The 18271-nt window shown below is 65.1% G+C and carries 16 protein-coding genes (1 of these 16 cut by a window edge); 1 reads left to right on the top strand and 15 read right to left on the bottom strand.

What is annotated here, in order from left to right; all coding sequences use genetic code 11:
* The 14 genes from AC0ZJQ_RS07030 to AC0ZJQ_RS06965 all read right to left on the bottom strand — a co-directional run.
* On the bottom strand, positions 1-911 hold the 5' portion of the coding sequence (locus AC0ZJQ_RS07030) for a benzoate/H(+) symporter BenE family transporter (RefSeq protein ID WP_314019903.1). It extends 316 nt beyond the left edge of the window; the window shows 911 of its 1227 coding nt (coding positions 1-911); the start codon lies at positions 909-911; its stop codon lies off the left edge, out of view.
* A 144-nt stretch (positions 912-1055) separates the two neighbouring features.
* Positions 1056-1994: a catechol 1,2-dioxygenase gene (catA, locus tag AC0ZJQ_RS07025; protein ID WP_476477583.1), complete on the bottom strand. Its 939-nt coding sequence runs from the start codon at positions 1992-1994 to the stop codon at positions 1056-1058.
* Positions 1995-2067: 73 nt separating this feature from the next.
* Entirely contained in the window at positions 2068-2358 is a 291-nt protein-coding gene (catC, locus tag AC0ZJQ_RS07020) for a muconolactone Delta-isomerase (protein WP_008567996.1), read from the bottom strand.
* 15 nt (positions 2359-2373) lie between these two features.
* Positions 2374-3495, bottom strand: coding sequence for a muconate cycloisomerase family protein (locus AC0ZJQ_RS07015; protein ID WP_476477582.1), 1122 nt, complete (start codon positions 3493-3495; stop codon positions 2374-2376).
* A gap of 28 nt (positions 3496-3523) precedes the next feature.
* A complete protein-coding gene (locus AC0ZJQ_RS07010; protein ID WP_314019900.1) occupies positions 3524-4867 on the bottom strand; it encodes an MFS transporter in 1344 nt (447 codons plus the stop codon).
* A 61-nt stretch (positions 4868-4928) separates the two neighbouring features.
* Positions 4929-5708 (bottom strand): 1,6-dihydroxycyclohexa-2,4-diene-1-carboxylate dehydrogenase, encoded by a 780-nt coding sequence (locus tag AC0ZJQ_RS07005; RefSeq protein WP_476477581.1) that lies wholly within the window; start codon positions 5706-5708, stop codon positions 4929-4931.
* A gap of 71 nt (positions 5709-5779) precedes the next feature.
* Positions 5780-6790: a benzoate 1,2-dioxygenase electron transfer component BenC gene (benC, locus tag AC0ZJQ_RS07000; RefSeq protein WP_102827263.1), complete on the bottom strand. Its 1011-nt coding sequence runs from the start codon at positions 6788-6790 to the stop codon at positions 5780-5782.
* Positions 6791-6800: 10 nt separating this feature from the next.
* Positions 6801-7289, bottom strand: coding sequence for a benzoate 1,2-dioxygenase small subunit (gene benB / locus AC0ZJQ_RS06995; protein ID WP_008568001.1), 489 nt, complete (start codon positions 7287-7289; stop codon positions 6801-6803).
* Positions 7289-8650 carry a benzoate 1,2-dioxygenase large subunit gene (benA, locus tag AC0ZJQ_RS06990; protein ID WP_314019899.1) on the bottom strand — a complete coding sequence of 454 codons (1362 nt, stop codon included), beginning with the start codon at positions 8648-8650 and terminating at the stop codon, positions 7289-7291. The genes benB and benA overlap by 1 nt, the downstream gene beginning before the upstream one ends.
* Positions 8651-8878: 228 nt before the next feature.
* Positions 8879-9832, bottom strand: coding sequence for an AraC family transcriptional regulator (locus tag AC0ZJQ_RS06985; RefSeq protein ID WP_301620149.1), 954 nt, complete (start codon positions 9830-9832; stop codon positions 8879-8881).
* Positions 9833-10085: 253 nt separating this feature from the next.
* On the bottom strand, positions 10086-10592 hold the full coding sequence (locus AC0ZJQ_RS06980) for an acyloxyacyl hydrolase (protein ID WP_052079002.1): 507 nt from the start codon (positions 10590-10592) through the stop codon (positions 10086-10088).
* 27 nt (positions 10593-10619) lie between these two features.
* Positions 10620-12077, bottom strand: coding sequence for an efflux transporter outer membrane subunit (locus tag AC0ZJQ_RS06975; RefSeq protein ID WP_476477580.1), 1458 nt, complete (start codon positions 12075-12077; stop codon positions 10620-10622).
* Positions 12074-15220 carry an efflux RND transporter permease subunit gene (locus AC0ZJQ_RS06970; RefSeq protein ID WP_476477579.1) on the bottom strand — a complete coding sequence of 1049 codons (3147 nt, stop codon included), beginning with the start codon at positions 15218-15220 and terminating at the stop codon, positions 12074-12076. The genes AC0ZJQ_RS06975 and AC0ZJQ_RS06970 overlap by 4 nt, the downstream gene beginning before the upstream one ends.
* 14 nt (positions 15221-15234) lie before the next feature.
* Positions 15235-16365 (bottom strand): efflux RND transporter periplasmic adaptor subunit, encoded by a 1131-nt coding sequence (locus AC0ZJQ_RS06965; RefSeq protein ID WP_165595174.1) that lies wholly within the window; start codon positions 16363-16365, stop codon positions 15235-15237.
* A gap of 232 nt (positions 16366-16597) precedes the next feature.
* Between AC0ZJQ_RS06965 and AC0ZJQ_RS06960 the strand changes: the two genes are divergently transcribed.
* Positions 16598-17380 carry an IclR family transcriptional regulator gene (locus tag AC0ZJQ_RS06960; RefSeq protein ID WP_476477578.1) on the top strand — a complete coding sequence of 261 codons (783 nt, stop codon included), beginning with the start codon at positions 16598-16600 and terminating at the stop codon, positions 17378-17380.
* Here AC0ZJQ_RS06960 and AC0ZJQ_RS06955 read toward each other — a convergent pair.
* Entirely contained in the window at positions 17371-18270 is a 900-nt protein-coding gene (locus AC0ZJQ_RS06955; protein ID WP_476477577.1) for a LysR substrate-binding domain-containing protein, read from the bottom strand. The two genes, AC0ZJQ_RS06960 and AC0ZJQ_RS06955, sit on opposite strands and share 10 nt — an antisense overlap.
* Position 18271 lies beyond the last annotated feature (1 nt).

The raw sequence follows: 18271 nt of genomic DNA, 5'->3' as shown, positions 1-18271 counted from the left end.
CCCAGCAACAGATAGAACACACCGCCGGAAACACCTGCGACATAACGCTTGCGCGGGTTTTCGTGCGACTCGCGGCCGGTGCAGATCGCGGCGGTAATCGCTGCCAGGTTCAGACCGTGGCAACCGAACGGCGCCAGCAACAGCGAGCCCAGCGCACTGCTGCTGATCAGCGGGCTGGCCGGCGTCGCGTAACCGTCATTGCGCAACACCGCCATACCCGGCATGAACTGTCCGGTGAGCGCCACCATCACCAGCGGAAAGGCAATATTGAGGATCACCTGCCAGCTGAACTCCGGCGCGATCCAGACCGGCGTCGCCAGTCCGATCACCAGCGCCTCACTGCGCAGCTCGCCTGAGGCGATCGCGATAGTCACACCGACCACCAGTACCGCAAGTACCGCATAGCGCGGCAGCGAGCGTTTGAACAACAGATAGGTGCCGAACATCGCCAGCACCAGCCAGGGCTGATCCTTGACTGCGACGAACAGGCCAGTGCCGAAGCGGAACAGGATCCCCGCGAGCATGCCCGCCGCGATGGCCGCGGGCAGACGGTCGATGATGCGGTCAAAGGCACCGGACAGGCCGACCAGCAGCACCACCCCATTGCTGACGATGTACGCCCCCACCGCCTGGTTGAGCGTGATGTCGGGCAGCATGGTCACCAGCAGCGCCGAGCCGGGCGCCGACCAGGCGATGACGATGGGGACCTTGTAGCGAATGCTGAGCGCAATGCCGAGCACACCGCTGCCGATGGAGATCGTCCAGACCCACGACGACAGCACGTCATGCGGCAGGTCCGCAGCCTTGGCCGCCTGGAAGATGATCACCAGCGGACCGGCATAGGAAATCACGGTCGCGATGAAGCCGGCGACCACGGCGGACAGCGAGAAGTCTTTGAGTAGCGCTTTCATATCGCCTCGCAAGACAGGCAGGCGATCCGTGGCATTGCCCGGATCACTCTTGTTATGGGTGAAGCGACCGCTGCGACCTGCATGTAGCTCCGTCAGCAGCAGGCACCGCGGCGGCCGGAAAATTCCCGGCCGCCAGGGCGTGGATCAGGCCTGCTGCAGCGCGCGCGGGCGCTGACTGCGCTGCTCGGCCTGCGGCGCAGGCGCCTTCTGCAGCTGAAAGTCGAAGTCGATTTCCGCGAAACGGCCCTGCACACCGCGGTTACGCGCAGCCTCGGCATCATCGATGAAACGGATGTCGCCGACCAGACCGTCGCGGGTGGCATAGGCGAAGTCATCCCACAGGTACTTGTCGCCCGCCAGGTTGATCTGCGTGGTCAGATGACTGTGACCCGGCGCGGAGATGAAGAAGTGAATATGCGCCGGTCGCTGGCCATGGCGACCGAGCATGTCGAGCACTTCCTGGGTCGGGCCATCGGGCGAGCAACCATAGCCGGACGGCACGATGCTGCGGGCGCGGTAGTAGCCGTTCTCGTCGGTGACGATGCGGCGACGCAGGTTGTACTCGGACTGACTCTTGTCGAAATAGGAATAGTTGCCCTTGGTGTTGGCGTGCCACAGATCGACCACCGCGCCGGCGACCGGCTGGCCGTCCGGGCCGGTGACGCGGCCCTGGAGGAACATCGGGGTAGCGACGCCATCCTCGCTGCCGTCGTCCATGCGCGTCACGCCCTGGGCAAGCGGCGCACCCGCGACGTACAGCGGGCCTTCGATGGTGCGCGGCGTGCCGCCGGTGAGGCCTTCCTGCTCGTCCTTGGCGTCCTGCAGCAGGTCGAGGTAATGCTCCAGCCCCAGACCGGCGATCAGCAGGCCGGCCTCATGACGACCACCGAGACGATTGAGGTAATCCACCGCCTTCCAGAACTCGTCCTGGGTGATTTCCAGGTCTTCGACGATCTTCGCGGTGTCGACTAGGATGCGGTTGATCACCGTCTTCATGCGGCTGCTGCCTTCGTCATTGTTGAAGCCGCTGGCTTCCTTGAAGAAGGTCTGCACGTGATCGGAGTGGGAGATTTTAACAGTCATGGCTCAGGCCTCATTTTGTAATTGTGGTGACACGGGTTAACTGACCGGGCATCGCCTGGTCCGGAAGAATCGATCAGCTGTCGTCCTCACGAATCGAGGACGGGTGACGGCACAGCGGGCTGACCTCGATTTCCATGTAGGGGAACAGCGGCAGCTGCATCAGCGTGTCGTGCAGTTCCTGCACGCTGGCGACATCGAACACGCTGTAGTTGGCGTACTGCCCGGCGATGCGCCACAGATGGCGCCACTTGCCTGCGCGCATCAGGCCCTGTGCCAGTTCCTTCTCGTCCGCTTTGAGCTTGGCGGCCTTGGCCGGATCCATGTCGACCGGCAGTTTTACGATCATCTTTACGTGGAACAGCATCTGTTCAGCCTCCGGTTACTTGCGAGCAAAGAACGCGAGGCGCTCTTCATCCAGGGTCAGGCCCAGGCCCGGCGTACGCGGCACTTCCAGCTGGAAGTCGCGGTAGACCGGCGCCTCGGTGACGATTTCTTCGGTGAGCAGCAGCGGGCCGAACAGCTCGGTGCCCCAGGTCAGCTTGTTGAGGGTGACAAAGGCATGCGCCGAGGCCAGCGTGCCGATGGCGCCTTCGAGCATGGTCCCGCCGTACAGCGCGATGCCCGCCGCCTCGGCGATCTGCGCGGTGCGCAGCACGGCACGCGGGCCACCGTTCTTGGCGATCTTCAGGGCGAAGATGCTCGCCGCGCCGTCGGCCGCCAGGCTGAAGGCGTCCTCGACGCTCTCGATCGACTCGTCGGCCATGATCGGCGCCGGGCTGCGCTGGTTCAGGCGTACCTGGCCACTGCGATTGATCCGCGAGATCGGCTGCTCGATCAGGTCGATGCCGTTGTCGCCGAGGATGCGGCAGGCGCGTAGCGCCACCGACTCATCCCACGCCTGGTTGACGTCGACGCGCACGCTGGCGCGGTCGCCGAGGGCCTGCTTGATGGCGATGACGTGCTTGAGGTCGGCGTTCACCTCGCCGGCGCCGATCTTCAGCTTGAAGAGGCGGTGGCGGCGGAGGTCGAGCATCTGCTCGGCTTCGGCGATGTCCTTGGCGGTGTCACCCGACGCCAGCGTCCAGGCCACTTCCAGACTGTCGCGTACCCGGCCGCCGAGCAGCTCGCTGACCGGCAGGCCGAGGCGCTTGCCCTGCGCGTCGAGCAGCGCGCTCTCGATGCCGGACTTGGCGAAGGTGTTGCCCTTGGCCGCCTTGTCCAGGCGCAGCATGGCGGCGTTGATATTCGCCGCATCCTGACCGACCAGCAGCGGGCCGAGATGGCTGTCGATGTTGGTCTTGATGCTTTCCGGGCTCTCGTTGCCGTAGGCCAGGCCGCCGATGGTGGTGGCCTCGCCGATGCCTTCGATGCCGTCGGCACAGCGCACGCGGATGATCACCAGCGTCTGCTTCTGCATCGTGTGCATCGCCAGCTTGTGCGGGCGGATGGTCGGCAGGTCGACGATGACCGTCTGGATGCTTTCGATCAGGGAATGGCTCATATCAGCTTCCGATTTCCAGTTTCAGTGATCAGGCCTTCGCCGCCGCCAGCATCGCCGGTGCCGTGGCACCGCTACGCTGGCTGGAGATGGCGAAGACGGTCATGGCCAGCGCGGCAATCGCACCCGGCACAGCGAAGGCCATGAAGTTGAGTTGCAGCGGCAGGTTGATGCCCAGCAGCGCACCGCCCAGCAGCGGGCCGACGATGGCGCCGTTGCGGCCGATGCCCGAGGCCCAGCCCAAACCGGTGGAGCGGATCGACAGGCCATAGAACTGCGCGGCGGCGGCGTAGAGCAGAATCTGCGTGCCGATGACGGTGGCGCCAGCGAGGAAGATCAGCGTGTAGAGCACCGGCATCGGCGACTTGAAGCCCAGCAGGCTGATCGACACTACCGACACGGCGAAGAACGCCACCACCACCTTGGCCAGGTTGAAGCGATCGCCCAGCCAGCCACCGAGGATCGCGCCAGCCATACCGCCGAAGTTCAGCGCCAGCAGGAACGACAGGCTGGAACCCAGGCTGTAGCCGGCGTTGGCCATCAGCTTCGGCAGCCAGGAGCCCAGCGCATACACCATCAGCAAGCAGCAGAAGAACGCCAGCCAGAGCGACACGGTGCGCACGCCGCGGCCGTGGCGGAACAGCTCCAGTACCGACGCGCTCTTGCCTTTCACCTCGACCAGCACCGGCTCATCGCTGGCGCCCAGTTGCTGGTTCGGATCGACCCGGTTGAGCAGATGGCGCGCCTGCTCGATGCGGCCCTGGCGCACCAGAAAGCCCACCGATTCAGGCAGCTTCCAGAGGATCAGCGGCAACAGCAGCAGCGGCACGGCGGCGGCGAAGAACATCGCTTCCCAGCCGAAGCGCGGCAGCATGTAGATGCCCAGGCCAGCGGAGAACATGCCGCCCAGCGAATAGCCGCTGAACATGATCGCCACCAGGGTGCTGCGCAGTTTCTTCGGCGCGTATTCGTTCATCAGCGCCACCACGTTGGGCATCAGTCCGCCGCAGCCGAGGCCGGCGAGAAAGCGGAAGATGCCGAATTCGGTGGGCGTGCTGGCGAAGCCGTTGAGCACCGTGGCGCCGCTGAACAGCACGAAGCAGATGGCGATGCCCTTCTTGCGCCCGATACGGTCGGCCAGGGTGCCGAACACCAGCGCGCCGAACATCATGCCGAACAGCGCATAGCTACCCAGCGCGCCGGCTTCCAGCGGCGTCAGCCCCCACTCCTTCATGATCACCGGCAGGACCACGCCATAGATGAACAGGTCGTAGCCGTCGAAGATCAGCAGCAGTGCGCACAGGCACATGACCAGCCAGTGGAAGCCGCTGAAACGGGCGTTATCGATGATCTCGTGAACATCTACTTTTCGCATGACAAGGCTCTCTATTGTTTTTGTTGTGAAAACTGCGTCGTGTGTCGTTCGCTGCGTGGGCTCAGCCCTGGTCGCCTCCGCCTACCGGCAGGGTCACGCCGGTGATGTAGGAGGCCTCATCCGAGGCCAGAAAGAGGATCGCCCCAGCCTGCTCGTCGATGGTTCCGTAACGCTTCATCAGCGTGGAATCGACGGTCTGGTCGACAATCTGCTGGTACCAGAACTTTTCCTGCTCACTCTGCTCGGCACTGTTGCGCGGGATGCGCCGTGGCGGTGCCTCGGTGCCGCCAGGGGCGGTGGCGTTGACGCGAATGCCGCGCTGCGCGTTCTCGAAAGCCAGGCACGCGGTCAGCGCGTTGACGCCGCCCTTGGCCGCGCCATACGGCACGCGGTTAACGCTGCGCGTGGCAATCGAGGAGACGTTGACGATGGCGCCGGCGCCCTGCTCCAGCATGTGCGGCAGCGCGGCGTGGCAGCACCACAGCGTCGGGAACAACGAGCGGCGCACTTCGGCCTCGATCTCGTGCTCCTGGTAATGCTCGAAGGGCTTGGCCCAGATGGTGCCGCCGACGTTGTTGACGAGGATGTCGAGACGGCCGAAGCGCTCTTTCGCGGCATCCATCACCCGATGGCAATCGGCGAACTGTTCGAGATCGGCGGTCATGGTCAGCACCTCGATGCCCTTCACGCCGAGTTCGTCGGCCAGCTCGTGGACCAGTTCGGAGCGGTCGACCAGCAGCAGCCGGCCGCCCTCTTCACCCATGCGCTCGGCCACGCGCCGGCCGATGCCCTGGGCGGCGCCGGTGATCACGGCGACCTTGTTGTGAAAACGTGCGTTCATCTATCCAACCTCTTGCATGCGAGGGTTGCAGTGGGTGTCGCTGCGCGGACACCCACCCTACGAGCGGCGGATCAGGCGCTGGCGGCGAACTTCTCGTAATAGAAGTTGGCCGGCTGCAGACCCTGTTCACGAATGAACTGGTTGACCGACTCGACCATCGGCGGCGGGCCGCACAGGTAGATGTCCACTTCGCCTTCGTTGAGGTGCTTGGGCTCGATGTGCTGGGTCACGTAGCCCTTCTGCGGGTACTGACTGTCGCTGCTCGCCACGCAGGCGCTGTAGGTGAAGTTGGGGATGCGCGCGGCAAAGTCGGCGAGCTTGTCCATCTCCACCAGATCGAAGTCGTTGGAGACGCCGTAGATCAGGTGCAGCGGATGCGCGCTGCCCTGCTCGGCGATCTTCTCCAGCATCGCGGTGAACGGCGCCAGACCCGTGCCGCCGGCGAGCAACAGCAGCGGCCGCTTGATCTCGCGCAGGTAAAAGCTGCCCAGCGGACCGGCCAGAGTCAGGCTGTCGCCGGCCTTGGCCATGCCGCTGAGGAAGCTGCTCATCAGCCCGCCCGGCACGTTGCGGATCAGGAAGCTGACTTCACCGCCCTTCTGCAGCGAGCTGAAGGAGTAGGCGCGGGTCTGATCGGTGCCCGGCACCTGCAGGTTGACGTACTGCCCGGGCAGGAAGGCCAGCTGGCTCAGCGACTCGCCCTTGACCGACAGCGCGATGGTGCTCTGCGACAGCTGGCGCACGTTGCTGATGGTCGCCTGGTAGCTGGCCTGCGCGGTCTTGCAGACCTGCGACGACGCCGGCACGCGGATCACGCAGTCGCTCTCGGCGCGCATCTGGCAAGTCAGCACGTAGCCCTGCGCAGCTTCGTCCTCGCTCAAAGCGTCCTCGATGTATTCCTCGCCGAGGTCATAGCTGCCCGCTTCGGCGAAGCACTTGCAGGCCCCGCAGGCGCCGTCGCGGCAGTCCAGCGGGATGTTGATGCCCTGGCGGTAGGCCGCGTCGGCAACGGTTTCGCCGAGATTGGCTTCGATGAAGCGGGTGACCCCGTCTTCGAAATTCAATGCGATCTGGTGAGTCATGGCCTTGCCCTCACAGGTGGTAAACGTCGATCAACTGGCGGATGTAGTCGTTCTTCAGCACGACCTTCTTGTGCTTGATCAGCGGGCTCTCGCCGCGGGTGTCGAGCGTGTAGAAGCTGGTGCCGTAGAAGTGGTCGACGGTCTTGTAGCGGAAGCTCATCGTGTGCCAGTTGAAGCGCAGCTTGCAGAAGCCCTCGCCCTGCTCGATCAGCTCCAGGTTGCTGATGTTGTGCGAGGTGCGGGTGTCCGGAATGGTGGCACTGGAGCGCTCGGTGCGGATGCGGAACACCCGGTCTTCCAGACCGCTGCGGTTGCCGTACCAGATCAGCGAGATTTCCTTCTGCGGATCTTCGGTGAGCTTGTCCTCGTCGTCCCAGGCCGGCATCCAGAAGGTCGCATCGGCGGCATACAGCTCCAGCCAGCTGTCCCAGTCCTTGTCGTCGAGGTAGCGCGCTTCGCGGTAGAGGAAGTCGCGCGCGGCTTCGTAGGAGATGGTCATTACGCGCCCTCCACGTGGATCAGCTGGTCCTGCTCGGCCTTCACCGCCTTGATCATCTGCTGCTGCCAGTAGTGATGCTGCAGCACGAACAGGCCTTCATCCTCGGTGCGGGCACCGCTCATCAGCGGCTGCAGGTCGATTTCCTTGGCGCCTTCGTCGGCACCGTCGATCCAGTGCTTGGCGCCGCGGGACATGTCGTTCCACTCCATGGCGCGTCCGGCGAAGCCCTGCTGGCAGGCGCGGAATTCCTCGAGGTCGTCCGGGGTCGCCATGCCGGAGACGTTGAAGAAGTCTTCGTACTGGCGGATGCGCCGCGCCCGCGCTTCGGCACTCTCGCCCTTGGGCGCGATGCAGTAGATGGTGACTTCGGTCTTGTCCACCGACAGCGGCTTGGCGATGCGCAGCTGCGAGCCGAACTGATCCATCAGGTACAGGTTCGGGTACAGGCAGAGGTTGCGCGAGTTCTCGATCATCCAGTCGGTCCGCGCCTGGCCGAACTCGGCGACCATCTCGTCGCGGCGCGCGTACAGCGGACGGTCTTCCGGGTTGTCCCAGCGGGTCCAGAGCAGCAGGTGGCCGTTCTCGAAGGAATAGAAACCACCGCCCTTCTTGCCCCAGCCGCCGGCGCTCATGGCGCGGATGTCGTCGCCGGCTTCCTTGAGCTTGCGCTGCTGCTGGGTGGCGGCGTAGTTCCAGTGCACGGCGGTGACGTGATAACCGTCGGCGCCGTTCTCGGCCTGCAGTTTCCAGTTGCCTTCATAGACATAGGTGGAGGAACCGCGCAGGACTTCGATGCCTTCCGGCGACTGGTCGACGACCATGTCGATGATCTTTTTCGACTCGCCGAGGAATTCTTCCAGCGGGGCGACGTCCTCGCGCAAGCTGCCGAACAGGAAGCCGCGGTAGGACTCGAAGCGCGCGACCTTCTTCAGATCATGCGAGCCGTCGCAGTCGAAGCTGTCGGGGTAACCGGCTTCCTTGGGGTCCTTCACCTTGAGCAGCTTGCCCGAGTTGTTGAAGGTCCAGCCATGGAACGGGCAGGTGTAGGTCGCCTTGTTGCCACTCTTGAAGCGGCACAGCATCGCGCCGCGATGGCTGCAGGCATTGATGAAGGCATTCAGCTCACCATCCTTGTTGCGCGCGATGAAGATCGGCTGGCGCCCCATCTGGGTGGTGTAGTAGTCGTTCTTCTCGGGGATCTGGCTCTCGTGGGCGAGGTAAATCCAGTTGCCCTCGAAGATGTGCTTCATCTCCAGCTCGAACAACCGCGGGTCGGTGAACATCTCGCGCTTGCAGCGAAAGATGCCCTTCTCTTTGTCTTCATCGAGCAGCGAATCAAGGTAATCGATTCCCAGGGACATGGCCGGGGCCTCCATTGTTATTGTTTCCACGTGATGAAGGCTAAGGCGCGGACGGCGGCATCAATATCCGTTTTCTGCACGACCTCTATCCGTTTTCTGCACAACGCAAGAGGACAGATTGCCGCACACGCGCGCACGGCGAATCGACACCCGGAATGGCGGTGAAGGTGGTCGAGAGCGGGAAGAAAAAGAGGCGCTGCCGTCGGAATGGCAGCGCCTCAAGGGGACTCAGTGATGGCGGCGCAGCGTGTCCGAAGGCAGCTCGCCGAAGGTGCTCTTGTAGCTTTCCGAGAAACGGCCCAGGTGCATGAAGCCGTAGTCCATGGCGATCTCGGTGATGTTGCGCACCTTGGCCGAGGGATCGCTCAGCCGCCCGTGGATCTGCTCCAGCTTGCGCTGGCGGATGTAGGACTTGGGCGTGGTGCCGACCTTGCGTTCGAACAGCAGATACAGCGAGCGCAGGCTCATGTTGGCCAGCTCGGCGAGTTGCTCGACGGAGATGTCCTTTTTCAGGTGCTCATCGATGTAGTCGCTGAGCCGGCCGAACGCCGGGCAGCTGTCGCCGAACGGATCGCGACGGATATTGTTGGCCAGTGTGCAGAGCAGCTTGCTGGCGATGATCCGGCTGTACTGCTCCTGAATCTGCGGGATGCTCTGTTCGGAGCCGGCCTCACGGCAGACCAGGCCGATCAGGCTGTCGAAGCCGCCGAGCTCGCCGAGTGCATGGCGGTTGCTGCTGAAGCGGATGCCCTCGGCCGGTGCGCGCCACTGGTTCTCGCTGCAGGCCTGCTCGAGGAACGACGCCGGCAGCTTGACGATGAGCTTCTCGCAATCGTCCGAATAGGTCAGGTCGACCGGATCGTCGGGATTGATCAGCAGCAGTTCGCCGGGCGTGAAGTAATGCTCCTGCCCACGACTGCGCCACAGGCAATGGCCGCGCTGCAGCAGCTGCAGGTGATAGATGGTTTCCAGCGCCGGCGAGCTGACGTGCACGCTGCCGCCGTAGCTGATCTGGCACAGGTCGAGCTTGCCGAAGGTGCAGTGATTGAGGCTCGCCTGCGGGTTGCCGGTGCGCGGCAGCCGAATGCAGTGCGCGCCAACGTACTGGTTGACGTACTCCGAAACGGCATGCGGATCGGCATGCGCGAAGATCCTGCTTCTTTCGTTCAGCAGTCGTTCCATCACAGGGCACTCGGTTTGTTTTTATAGTTCGCCTGCGGTGCGGTCTGGCCGTCACCGTTCTCGGATCGCGATCGCTGTCAACAGACACAACATTGATCGAAGTCAAGAATAGCGAGTGAGGCCAGCATAGGAGATTCGACCAACGGACAACACCCGTCTGTGCGGTTATCGCACGATTTCGGATGGACGTGCCGCGCGCCTCGGGACGAGCGAAGGCGGAGTGCGGGCCTGGCTGCCACCAGGCCCGGCCAGGTCAGAACGCCTGGCTGTAGAACAGCGAGTAAGACTCGATGCCGTCGTTCGGCTGCTTGAGGCCGGCGTTGGAGTAATGCATGGCACGCAGGCCGACCTTGCGCTCGCCCGGCAGCTTCAGACCGACGCCGAGGCGGTCCTCGAAGTTGAACGAGGAGCCCAGCTGCTGCTCGCCGACGTCGGTCTTGGAGAAGAACGCGACGCCGATGCCGGCCTCGACGTACGGGGTGTAGCGCCAGCCACTGAACTCATAGGTGAACACCGGGCTGAACGACAGCGAGTGCGCGCCGGAATAGTCGTCGCCACCTTCCCAGTAGGTGTAGGCCGCGTCCCAGTAGCCGCTCAGCTGGCCGGTTTCGCTCTGCCACCAGCTCTTGTCCCAAGCCTGCGCCAGGCTGGCGCGGAAGGTCATGTCGCCCTGCCCGGTGACGCCCAGAGCACCCGAGACTTCAGCGGCGGCCACGGGGCCGGCGGCCAGGCCCAGCGCAAGCGCGCCGCCCAGAATCATGCGATTGATCAAAACGAACTCCTTACTTCAGTTCATGGTGAGTGTTGCGGGGCCATCAGCCCCCGCGGCCGAACGCTCGGCCGTGTCCGTCTTCCAGCCGCCACCCAGGGCGCGATACAGCTGGACTTCGCGGTTCAGCTGCAACAGATGGTCGCTGAGCAGCTGGCGCTGCGACGCGAACAGCTCGCGCTGGGCGTCGAGCACGGTGAGGTAGGTATCCACACCCTCGTCGTAACGCTGGCGGGCCAGCTGGTAGTAGGCGCGGTTATTGTCGACCAGATCGCTCTGCGCCTGTACCTGTTCGTCGTAGGTGCCGCGCGCGGCGAGGCCGTCGGCGACCTCGCGGAAGGCGGTCTGGATAGCCTTTTCGTAAGCCGCGACGTGGATGTCCTTCTGGATCTCGGCGTAGTCGAGGTTGGCCTTCAGTCGCCCGGCGGTGAAGATCGGCAGGTTGATCCGCGGGACCAGACTCCAGGCCCCGGAACCGCCGTCGAACAGGCCGTCCAGTTCGCTGCTGGCGGTGCCAGCGCTGCCGGTCAGGCTGATGCTCGGGAAGAACGCCGCGCGCGCCGCGCCGATATTGGCGTTGGCGGCCAGCAGGCGGTGCTCCGCGGCGCGGATGTCCGGGCGACGCAGCAGTATATCGGCCGGCAGCCCGGCGGGGAAATCGGCCAGCGTATCCATCTGCAGCTTGCCGCCTGCCGGCAGATCGTTCGGAATCGCCGCGCCCAGCAGCAGGCGCAAGGCGTTGACATCCTCGGCGATGAGCCGGGTGTACAGTGCCTTCTGCGTGCGCGCCTGATCGACCAGCGTGCGCGCCTGGCGCACGTCCAGTTCCGAGGCAGTGCCGGCTTCGGCACTGGCTTCGATCAGCGACAGACTCTGGCGGTAGCTTTCCAGCGTGGCCTCGGTCAGCTCCAGCAGCGCCTGGTCGGTGCGCCAGGCGAAATAGGCGGTGGCGACGTCGCCGACCAGAGCGATGTGCACGCTGCGCTGCGCCTCTTCGCTGGCCAGGTACTGCTCCAGCGCCGCGCGGCTGAGGCTGCGGATGCGCCCGAAGGCGTCCAGCTCGTAGGAGACGCCCAGCGCTACGTCGTAGCGACTCTGGATACCCGCCTCGCCGGTCGGCGAGAGGTCGTCCGGCAGGCGCTGGCGACTACCACTGCCACCCGCGTCGACGCCGGGGAACAGCTCGGCACGCTGGATGCGGTGCAACGCGCGGTAGGCCTCGACGTTCAGCGCGGCCTGGCGCAGGTCGCGGTTGTTCTGCAGCGCCACGCCGATCAGCTCGCGCAGCGCGGCGTCGTGGAAGAACTCCTGCCAGCGCAGATCGGCCGCGCGGATGTCGCCCTCCTGCGCCTGATCGTAGGCCGCGCCCTGCGGCCAGTCGGCCTCGATCGGCGCCTGCGGTCGCTGGTACTGCGGGATCAGACTGCAGCCGCCCAGTGCCAGGACAACCGCGAGGGTCAAAGGCTTGAACTTCATGCGGTTTCTCCTTCGGCTTCGGCAACGGCGTGCGGCTTCTTGCGGCCCTCGAACAGCTTGACCACCACCACGTAGAACAGCGGCACGAAGAACACCGCGAGCACGGTGGCGGTAATCATCCCGCCGACCACCCCGGTCGCCACCGAATGTTGGCTGCCGGCGCCGGCGCCACTGGCCAGCGCCATCGGCAGCACGCCGAAGGTGAAGGCCAGCGAGGTCATGACAATGGGACGCAGGCGCAAACGTGCCGCGTGCACCGCCGCCTGGACCAGCGGCATGCCTTCCTTCTCGTAAAGGTCCTTGGCGAACTCGACGATGAGGATGGCGTTCTTCGCCGACAGGCCGACCGAGGTCATCAGGCCGATCTGGAAGTAGACGTCGGCGTTGAGCTCGCGCATCAGGGTGGCGAGCACCGCGCCGAGAATCCCCAGCGGCACCACCATCATCACCGACACCGGCACCGACCAGCTCTCGTAGAGCGCGGCCAGACAGAGGAACACGATCAGCACGGTCAGCGCATAGAGCATCGGCGCCTGGTCGCCAGTCTGGATTTCCTCGTAGGACAGCCCGGTGTAGCTCAGGCCGATACCCGGCGGCAGCTGCTGCATGATTTCGGCGATGGCCACCATGGCGTCGCCGGTGCTGTAGCCCGGCGCCGGCTCACCAAGGATTTCCACCGAGGAGATGCCGCCGTAGCGCTCCAGCTTGGGCGAACCGAAGGTCCACTCACCGGTGGCGAAGGCCGAGAACGGCACCATCTCGCCGAGGGCGTTGCGCACGTACCACTTGTCGAAGTCTTCCGGCGTGATGCGCGCGGTCTCCTCGCCCTGGATATACACGCGTTTGACCCGGCCGCGGTCGATGAAGTCGTTGACGTACATCGAGCCCCAGGCCGCCGACATGGTCTGGTTGATCGCGGCGATGCTGACCTGCAGCGCGCGGGCCTTCTCGTCGTCGATGTTGATCTGGAACTGCGGCTCGTCGTCCTTGCCGTTCGGGCGCACCGCGCGCAGCTTCGGATGCTCGCCGGCCAGTTGCAGGAACTGGTTACGGGCTTCCATCAATGCCGCATGACCGACGCCTGCGTTGTCTTGCAGATAGAGGTTGAACCCCATCGCGTTACCCATTTCCAGGATCGCCGGCGGCACGAAGGCCATCACAGTGGCGTCCTTGATCGTCGCGAAATGGGCGTTGGCCCGTTTGGCGATGCTGAACACGTCCTGGCCTTCCGCGGCGCGCTGGTCCCAGCCCTTGAGCATGACCAGGCCGAGGCCGGAGTTCTGCCCGCGACCGGCGAAGTTGAAGCCGTTGACGGTCAGCACGTGCTGAATCAGCTCGCCTTCCTCTTCCTTCAGATAGTCCTGCACCTGCTGAAGTACCGCACCGGTGCGCTCGGCGGAGGAGTTAACCGGCATGCGCACCTCCACCATCATCAGGCCCTGGTCCTCGTTGGGCAGGAAGGCCTTGGGAATCTGGGTGAACAGGTAGCCGGTGCCGGCGGTAATCAGCACGAACGCCAGCAGGTAGCGTCCGCGGTGCTTGAGCATGCCGCCGACGCCGCGCTCGAAACGAGTGGTGCCGCGCTCGAAGGTGCGGTTGAACCAGCCGAAGAAGCCCTTCTTCTCGTGGTGGGCATCGCCCTTGGGCGCCTTGAGGATGGTGGCGCACAGCGCCGGGGTGAAGATCAGCGCGACCAGCACCGAGAGGCCCATGCACAGCACGATGGTCACGGCGAACTGCTTGTAGATAATCCCCGCCGAGCCACCGAAGAAGGCCATCGGCACGAACACCGCCGACAGCACCAGGCCGATGCCGACCAGCGCACCCTGAATCTGCCCCATCGACTTGCGCGTGGCTTCCAGCGGCGACAGGCCCTCCTCGTGCATCAGGCGCTCGACGTTCTCCACCACCACGATGGCATCGTCCACCAGCAGACCAATGGCCAGCACCATCGCATACATGGTCAGCACGTTGATGCTCAGGCCGAAGTACGGCAGCAGCGCGAAGGCGCCGAGCAGCACGACCGGCACCGCGAGGGTTGGAATCAGCGTGGCGCGGAAGTTCTGCAGGAACAGGTACATCACCAGGAAGACCAGCACCACCGCCTCGATGATGGTGTGCACCACCGAGCTGATCGAGGCCTCCACCACCGGCGTGGTGTCGTAGGGATAGACCACCTCGACGCCTTCGGGCAGGTAGGCCTTCTGTTTCTCCATCGCGGCCTTCACTGCGGCTACGGTTTCCAGCAGGTTGCCGCCGGAGGCCAGGCGCAGCGCCAGGCCCGCCGAGGGTTCGCCGTTGCGCTTGCTGGAAATGGAGAAGTTGTCGGCACCCAGCTCGACGCGGGCGATGTCCTTGACCCGCACCTGCGAGCCGTCGGCCTTGACCTTGACCAGGATTTCCTCGAACTCCTCGGGCGTGGTCATGCGCGTTTTGCCCAGCACCGTAGCGTTGAGCTGCACGCCGCTGAGCGTCGGCAGACCGCCGAGCTGGCCGGAGGACACCTGCACGTTCTGTTCGCGGATGGCATTGGCGACGTCGCCAGGCGTCAGCTGGTAGCTGTTGAGCTTGGCCGGATCGAGCCAGATGCGCATGGCGTAGGGCGAGCCGAACAGCAGGTAGTCGCCGACACCGTCGATGCGCGAGATCGGGTCCTGCAGCTGCGAGGCGATCAGGTTGCCGAGGTCGAAGTTGCTCATCTTGCCGGTGGTATCGGCCAGACCGATGATCAGGAAGAAGTTCTTCTGGTACTTCACCACGCGCAGGCCCTGGCGCTGCACTTCTTCAGGCAGACGCGGGGTGGCCAGCTGCAGTTTGTTCTGCACCTGCACCTGGGCGATGTCCGGGTTGGTGCCCTGCTCGAAGGTCACGATGATGGTCATGCTGCCGTCGGAATTACTCTCCGCGGACATGTAGCGAAAACCGTCGAGGCCGCTGAGCTGCTGCTCGATGACCTGGACCACGGTATCCTGCACGGTCTGCGCGGAGGCGCCGGGGTAGCTGACCTGAATGGCCACGGCCGGGGCGGCGATGTTGGGGTACTGGCTGATCGGCATTTTCACCAGCGACAACGCGCCGGCGAGCATGGCGACGATCGCCAGCACCCAGGCGAAGATCGGCCGGTCAATGAAAAAACGGGACATGTACGGCTTGCTCCTCAGTTGGCGACGGCGTCGGTCTTCGGAGCGAACTCGGCGACCAGTCTGACGTTACTGGCCGGCACCGGCTTGACGGTGATGCCGCTGCGCACCCGCTGCGTGCCTTCGGTGACCACCCGTTCGCCATCGGCGACGCCCTTGCCGATCAGCCAGGCATTGCCGACGGTGCGCAACGTCTCGACTTCGCGCCGCTCGACGCTGTCGTCCGGCTTGACCACCCAGACGCTGGGCACGCCGCGCGCATCGCGGCTGACCGCCTGCTGCGGCACGAGGATGGCGTCTTGCTGGGTGCCTTCCTTGAGCAGCGCATGCACGAACATGCCCGGCAGCAGCTTGCGGTCCGGGTTGGGAAACTCGGCGCGCAACGTCACCGAACCGGTGGTCGGGTCGACGCTCACCTCGGAGAACTTCAGGGTGCCGGGCAACGGATAGGCGCTGCCGTCGTCGAGCGTCAGGCTGACCTCGGCCTGGTCGCTGCCGGTTTTCTGCAGACGCCCGGATTCCAGCGCGCGCTTGAGCCCGAGCAGCTTGGTGATCGGCTGGTTGACGTCGACATAGATGGGATCGAGCTGGGTCACGGTGGCCAGATGCTGGGCCTGGCCGTTGGTCACCAGCGCGCCTTCGGTCACGGTGGAGCGGCCGATGCGCCCGGAGATCGGCGCAAGCACCTTGGTGTACTGCACGTCGATGCGCGCCACCTGCACTTCCGCCTGGGCCTGCTTCCAGGCGGCCTGGGCGTCGTCGTACTGCTGGCGGCTGACGGCGTTGGTCTTGAGCAGGCGCTCGTAGCGCTGGGCCAGGTTCTCCGCCGTGGTCAGGTTGGCCTCGGCACGGGCCAGCCGTGCCTCGTAGGTGCGCGGGTCGATCTGGTACAGCTGCTGGCCTTTCTTCACTTCCGTACCTTCGGTGAACAGCCGCTGCTGCAGGATGCCGGAGACCTGCGGGCGGACCTCGGCGACCCGGTAGGCGCTGGTGCGTCCCGGCAGGTCGGTGGTCAGCGTCAGCGGCTGCGCCTGCACGGTGTAGACCCCGACCTCCGGTACCGGCGCGGCGGCCTGTTCCGCTGTCTTCTCGCCACAGCCGGCCAGCACAAGCAGCACCGCCAGCGGCGCCAGCCGAACTTCACGCAATGTTTTTCTTGGGTGTTTCACCTGTTCTTCTCCTTGAAGCGTCGCAAGACATGTATCGCATAGCGGGCAAGTGTACCATTCTGCGATTCAGCTTAATGAGAAAAACCGTGAACGAATTTGTCCGCGCCCGGTCAGCGATACGCAATGCGGGATGCCGCGCCTAGCCTCGGCGGCGCCACTGCTGGAGAATGCGGACGGTGTTCAGGGCGCAACGATGCAACGGGAGAAACCGATGACGCAGACAGACCAGGGCAGCGATGCCGCCAAGCAGGCCGGCATTCAGGTCATCGCCCGCGCGGCGGCGGTCATGCGCGCGCTCGGCAGCCATCCGCAGGGCCTGAGCCTGGCGGCCATCGCCCAGCTCGTCGATCTGCCGCGCTCGACCGTGCAGCGCATCATCGGCGCGCTGGAAGCGGAGCATCTGGCCGAGACCATCGGCCCGGGCGGCGGCTTCCGTCTCGGTCCGGCGCTCGGCCAGCTAATCAGCCAGACCCAGACCGACATCATTTCGCTGGTCAAACCGCAGATGCTCGCGCTGTCCGAGCAGCTGCAGGAGTCGGTGTGCGTGAGCACGCTGGTCGGCGACAAGTCCTATGTGGTCGATCGCGTGGTCGCCGAACGCGAGTTGCGCGTGGTCTTCCCGATCGGCATCAACGCCCCCGCCTACACCACGGCCAGCGGCAAGGCGCTGCTGGCCGCGCTGCCTGATGAAAGCCTCGCGCAACTGCTGCCGGACCCGCTGCCCAAGGTCACGCCGGCCACGCCGGAGCGCGCCGCACTTCTGGCGCAATTGACGCAGATTCGCGCCGGCACGCTGGCCGAAGAACACGACGAACTCATCGAAGGCATGAGCTCGTTCGCCGTGGTGCTGGATACCTACCTGGGGCGCTACGCCATCGCCGTCGTCGCCCCATCGGCGCGTGCGGCAACCCGCAGCACAGCCTTTCGGCAGGCACTGCTGGCCTGCAAGCAGACCGTCGAGCGGGCGATCGGCCGCGCGACCGATCAGGCCTGAGTGTCAGCCGAGCGCGGCAGCAGCCAGGCGCGGAACGCCTCCAGCGCCGGCAATACCGCATTGCGCGGCGGATAGACCAGGCAATAGGTGCGCTGGCTCGAAATAGGCGCGCCGATGGCGAGCAAATGCCCCTGCTGCAGTTCGTCTTCGACCAGCAGGCTCGGCACCAGCCCGACGCCGATGCCGGCGCGCACCGCCTGGATCAGGTGCGAGGTCAGCTCGAAATTCGGCCCGCCGTGCATCCGCTGCGGGTCCAGACCGTTCTCGGCGAACCACTGCGCCCACAGCGGCGGGTGGCTGGCCACCTGCAGCAGCGTCTGCTCGGCGATGGCATCCGCTGTTGCCGGCACGCCCGCGGCGAAGATCGTCGGACTGGCGACCACCACCATCGATTCCTCCAGCAACGGATGCACCACCAGGCCCGGCTGCTCGGGATTGCCGACGCAGATCGCCGCATCGATGTCTTCGGCGTCGAAATCCACCGGTTGGATACGCGAATGGATGTGCACCTGCACGCCGGGATTGGCGGCGTAGAAGGTGTTCAGCCGCGGCAGCAGCCACTTCGAGCCGAAGGTCGGCAGCAGCGCCAGACGCAGCGTGCCGACCCCGGAACCATAGGCCACCGCCTGCAGCGTCGCGTTGCGGATCTGCGCCAGCGCGCCGGCCAGCTCGCGCCGATACAGCCGGCCGACATCGGTCAGCACGATGTTGCGCCCCTCGCGGCGGAACAGGCTGACGCCCAGCAGCGCCTCGAGCGCCTGCACCTGGCGGCTCACCGCGCTCTGGGTCAGCGACAGTTCCTGTGCGGCGCGGGTATAGCTTTCATGCCGGGCCGCCGCCTCGAAGGCGAGCAACAGGGACATCGAGGGCGTCAGGCGGCGGTAATTCATT

Source organism: Stutzerimonas sp. 21-1 (assembly GCF_056336065.1).
The sequence above is the reverse complement of the archived record's forward strand: the minus strand, read 5'-3'. Positions and strand labels throughout refer to the sequence as shown.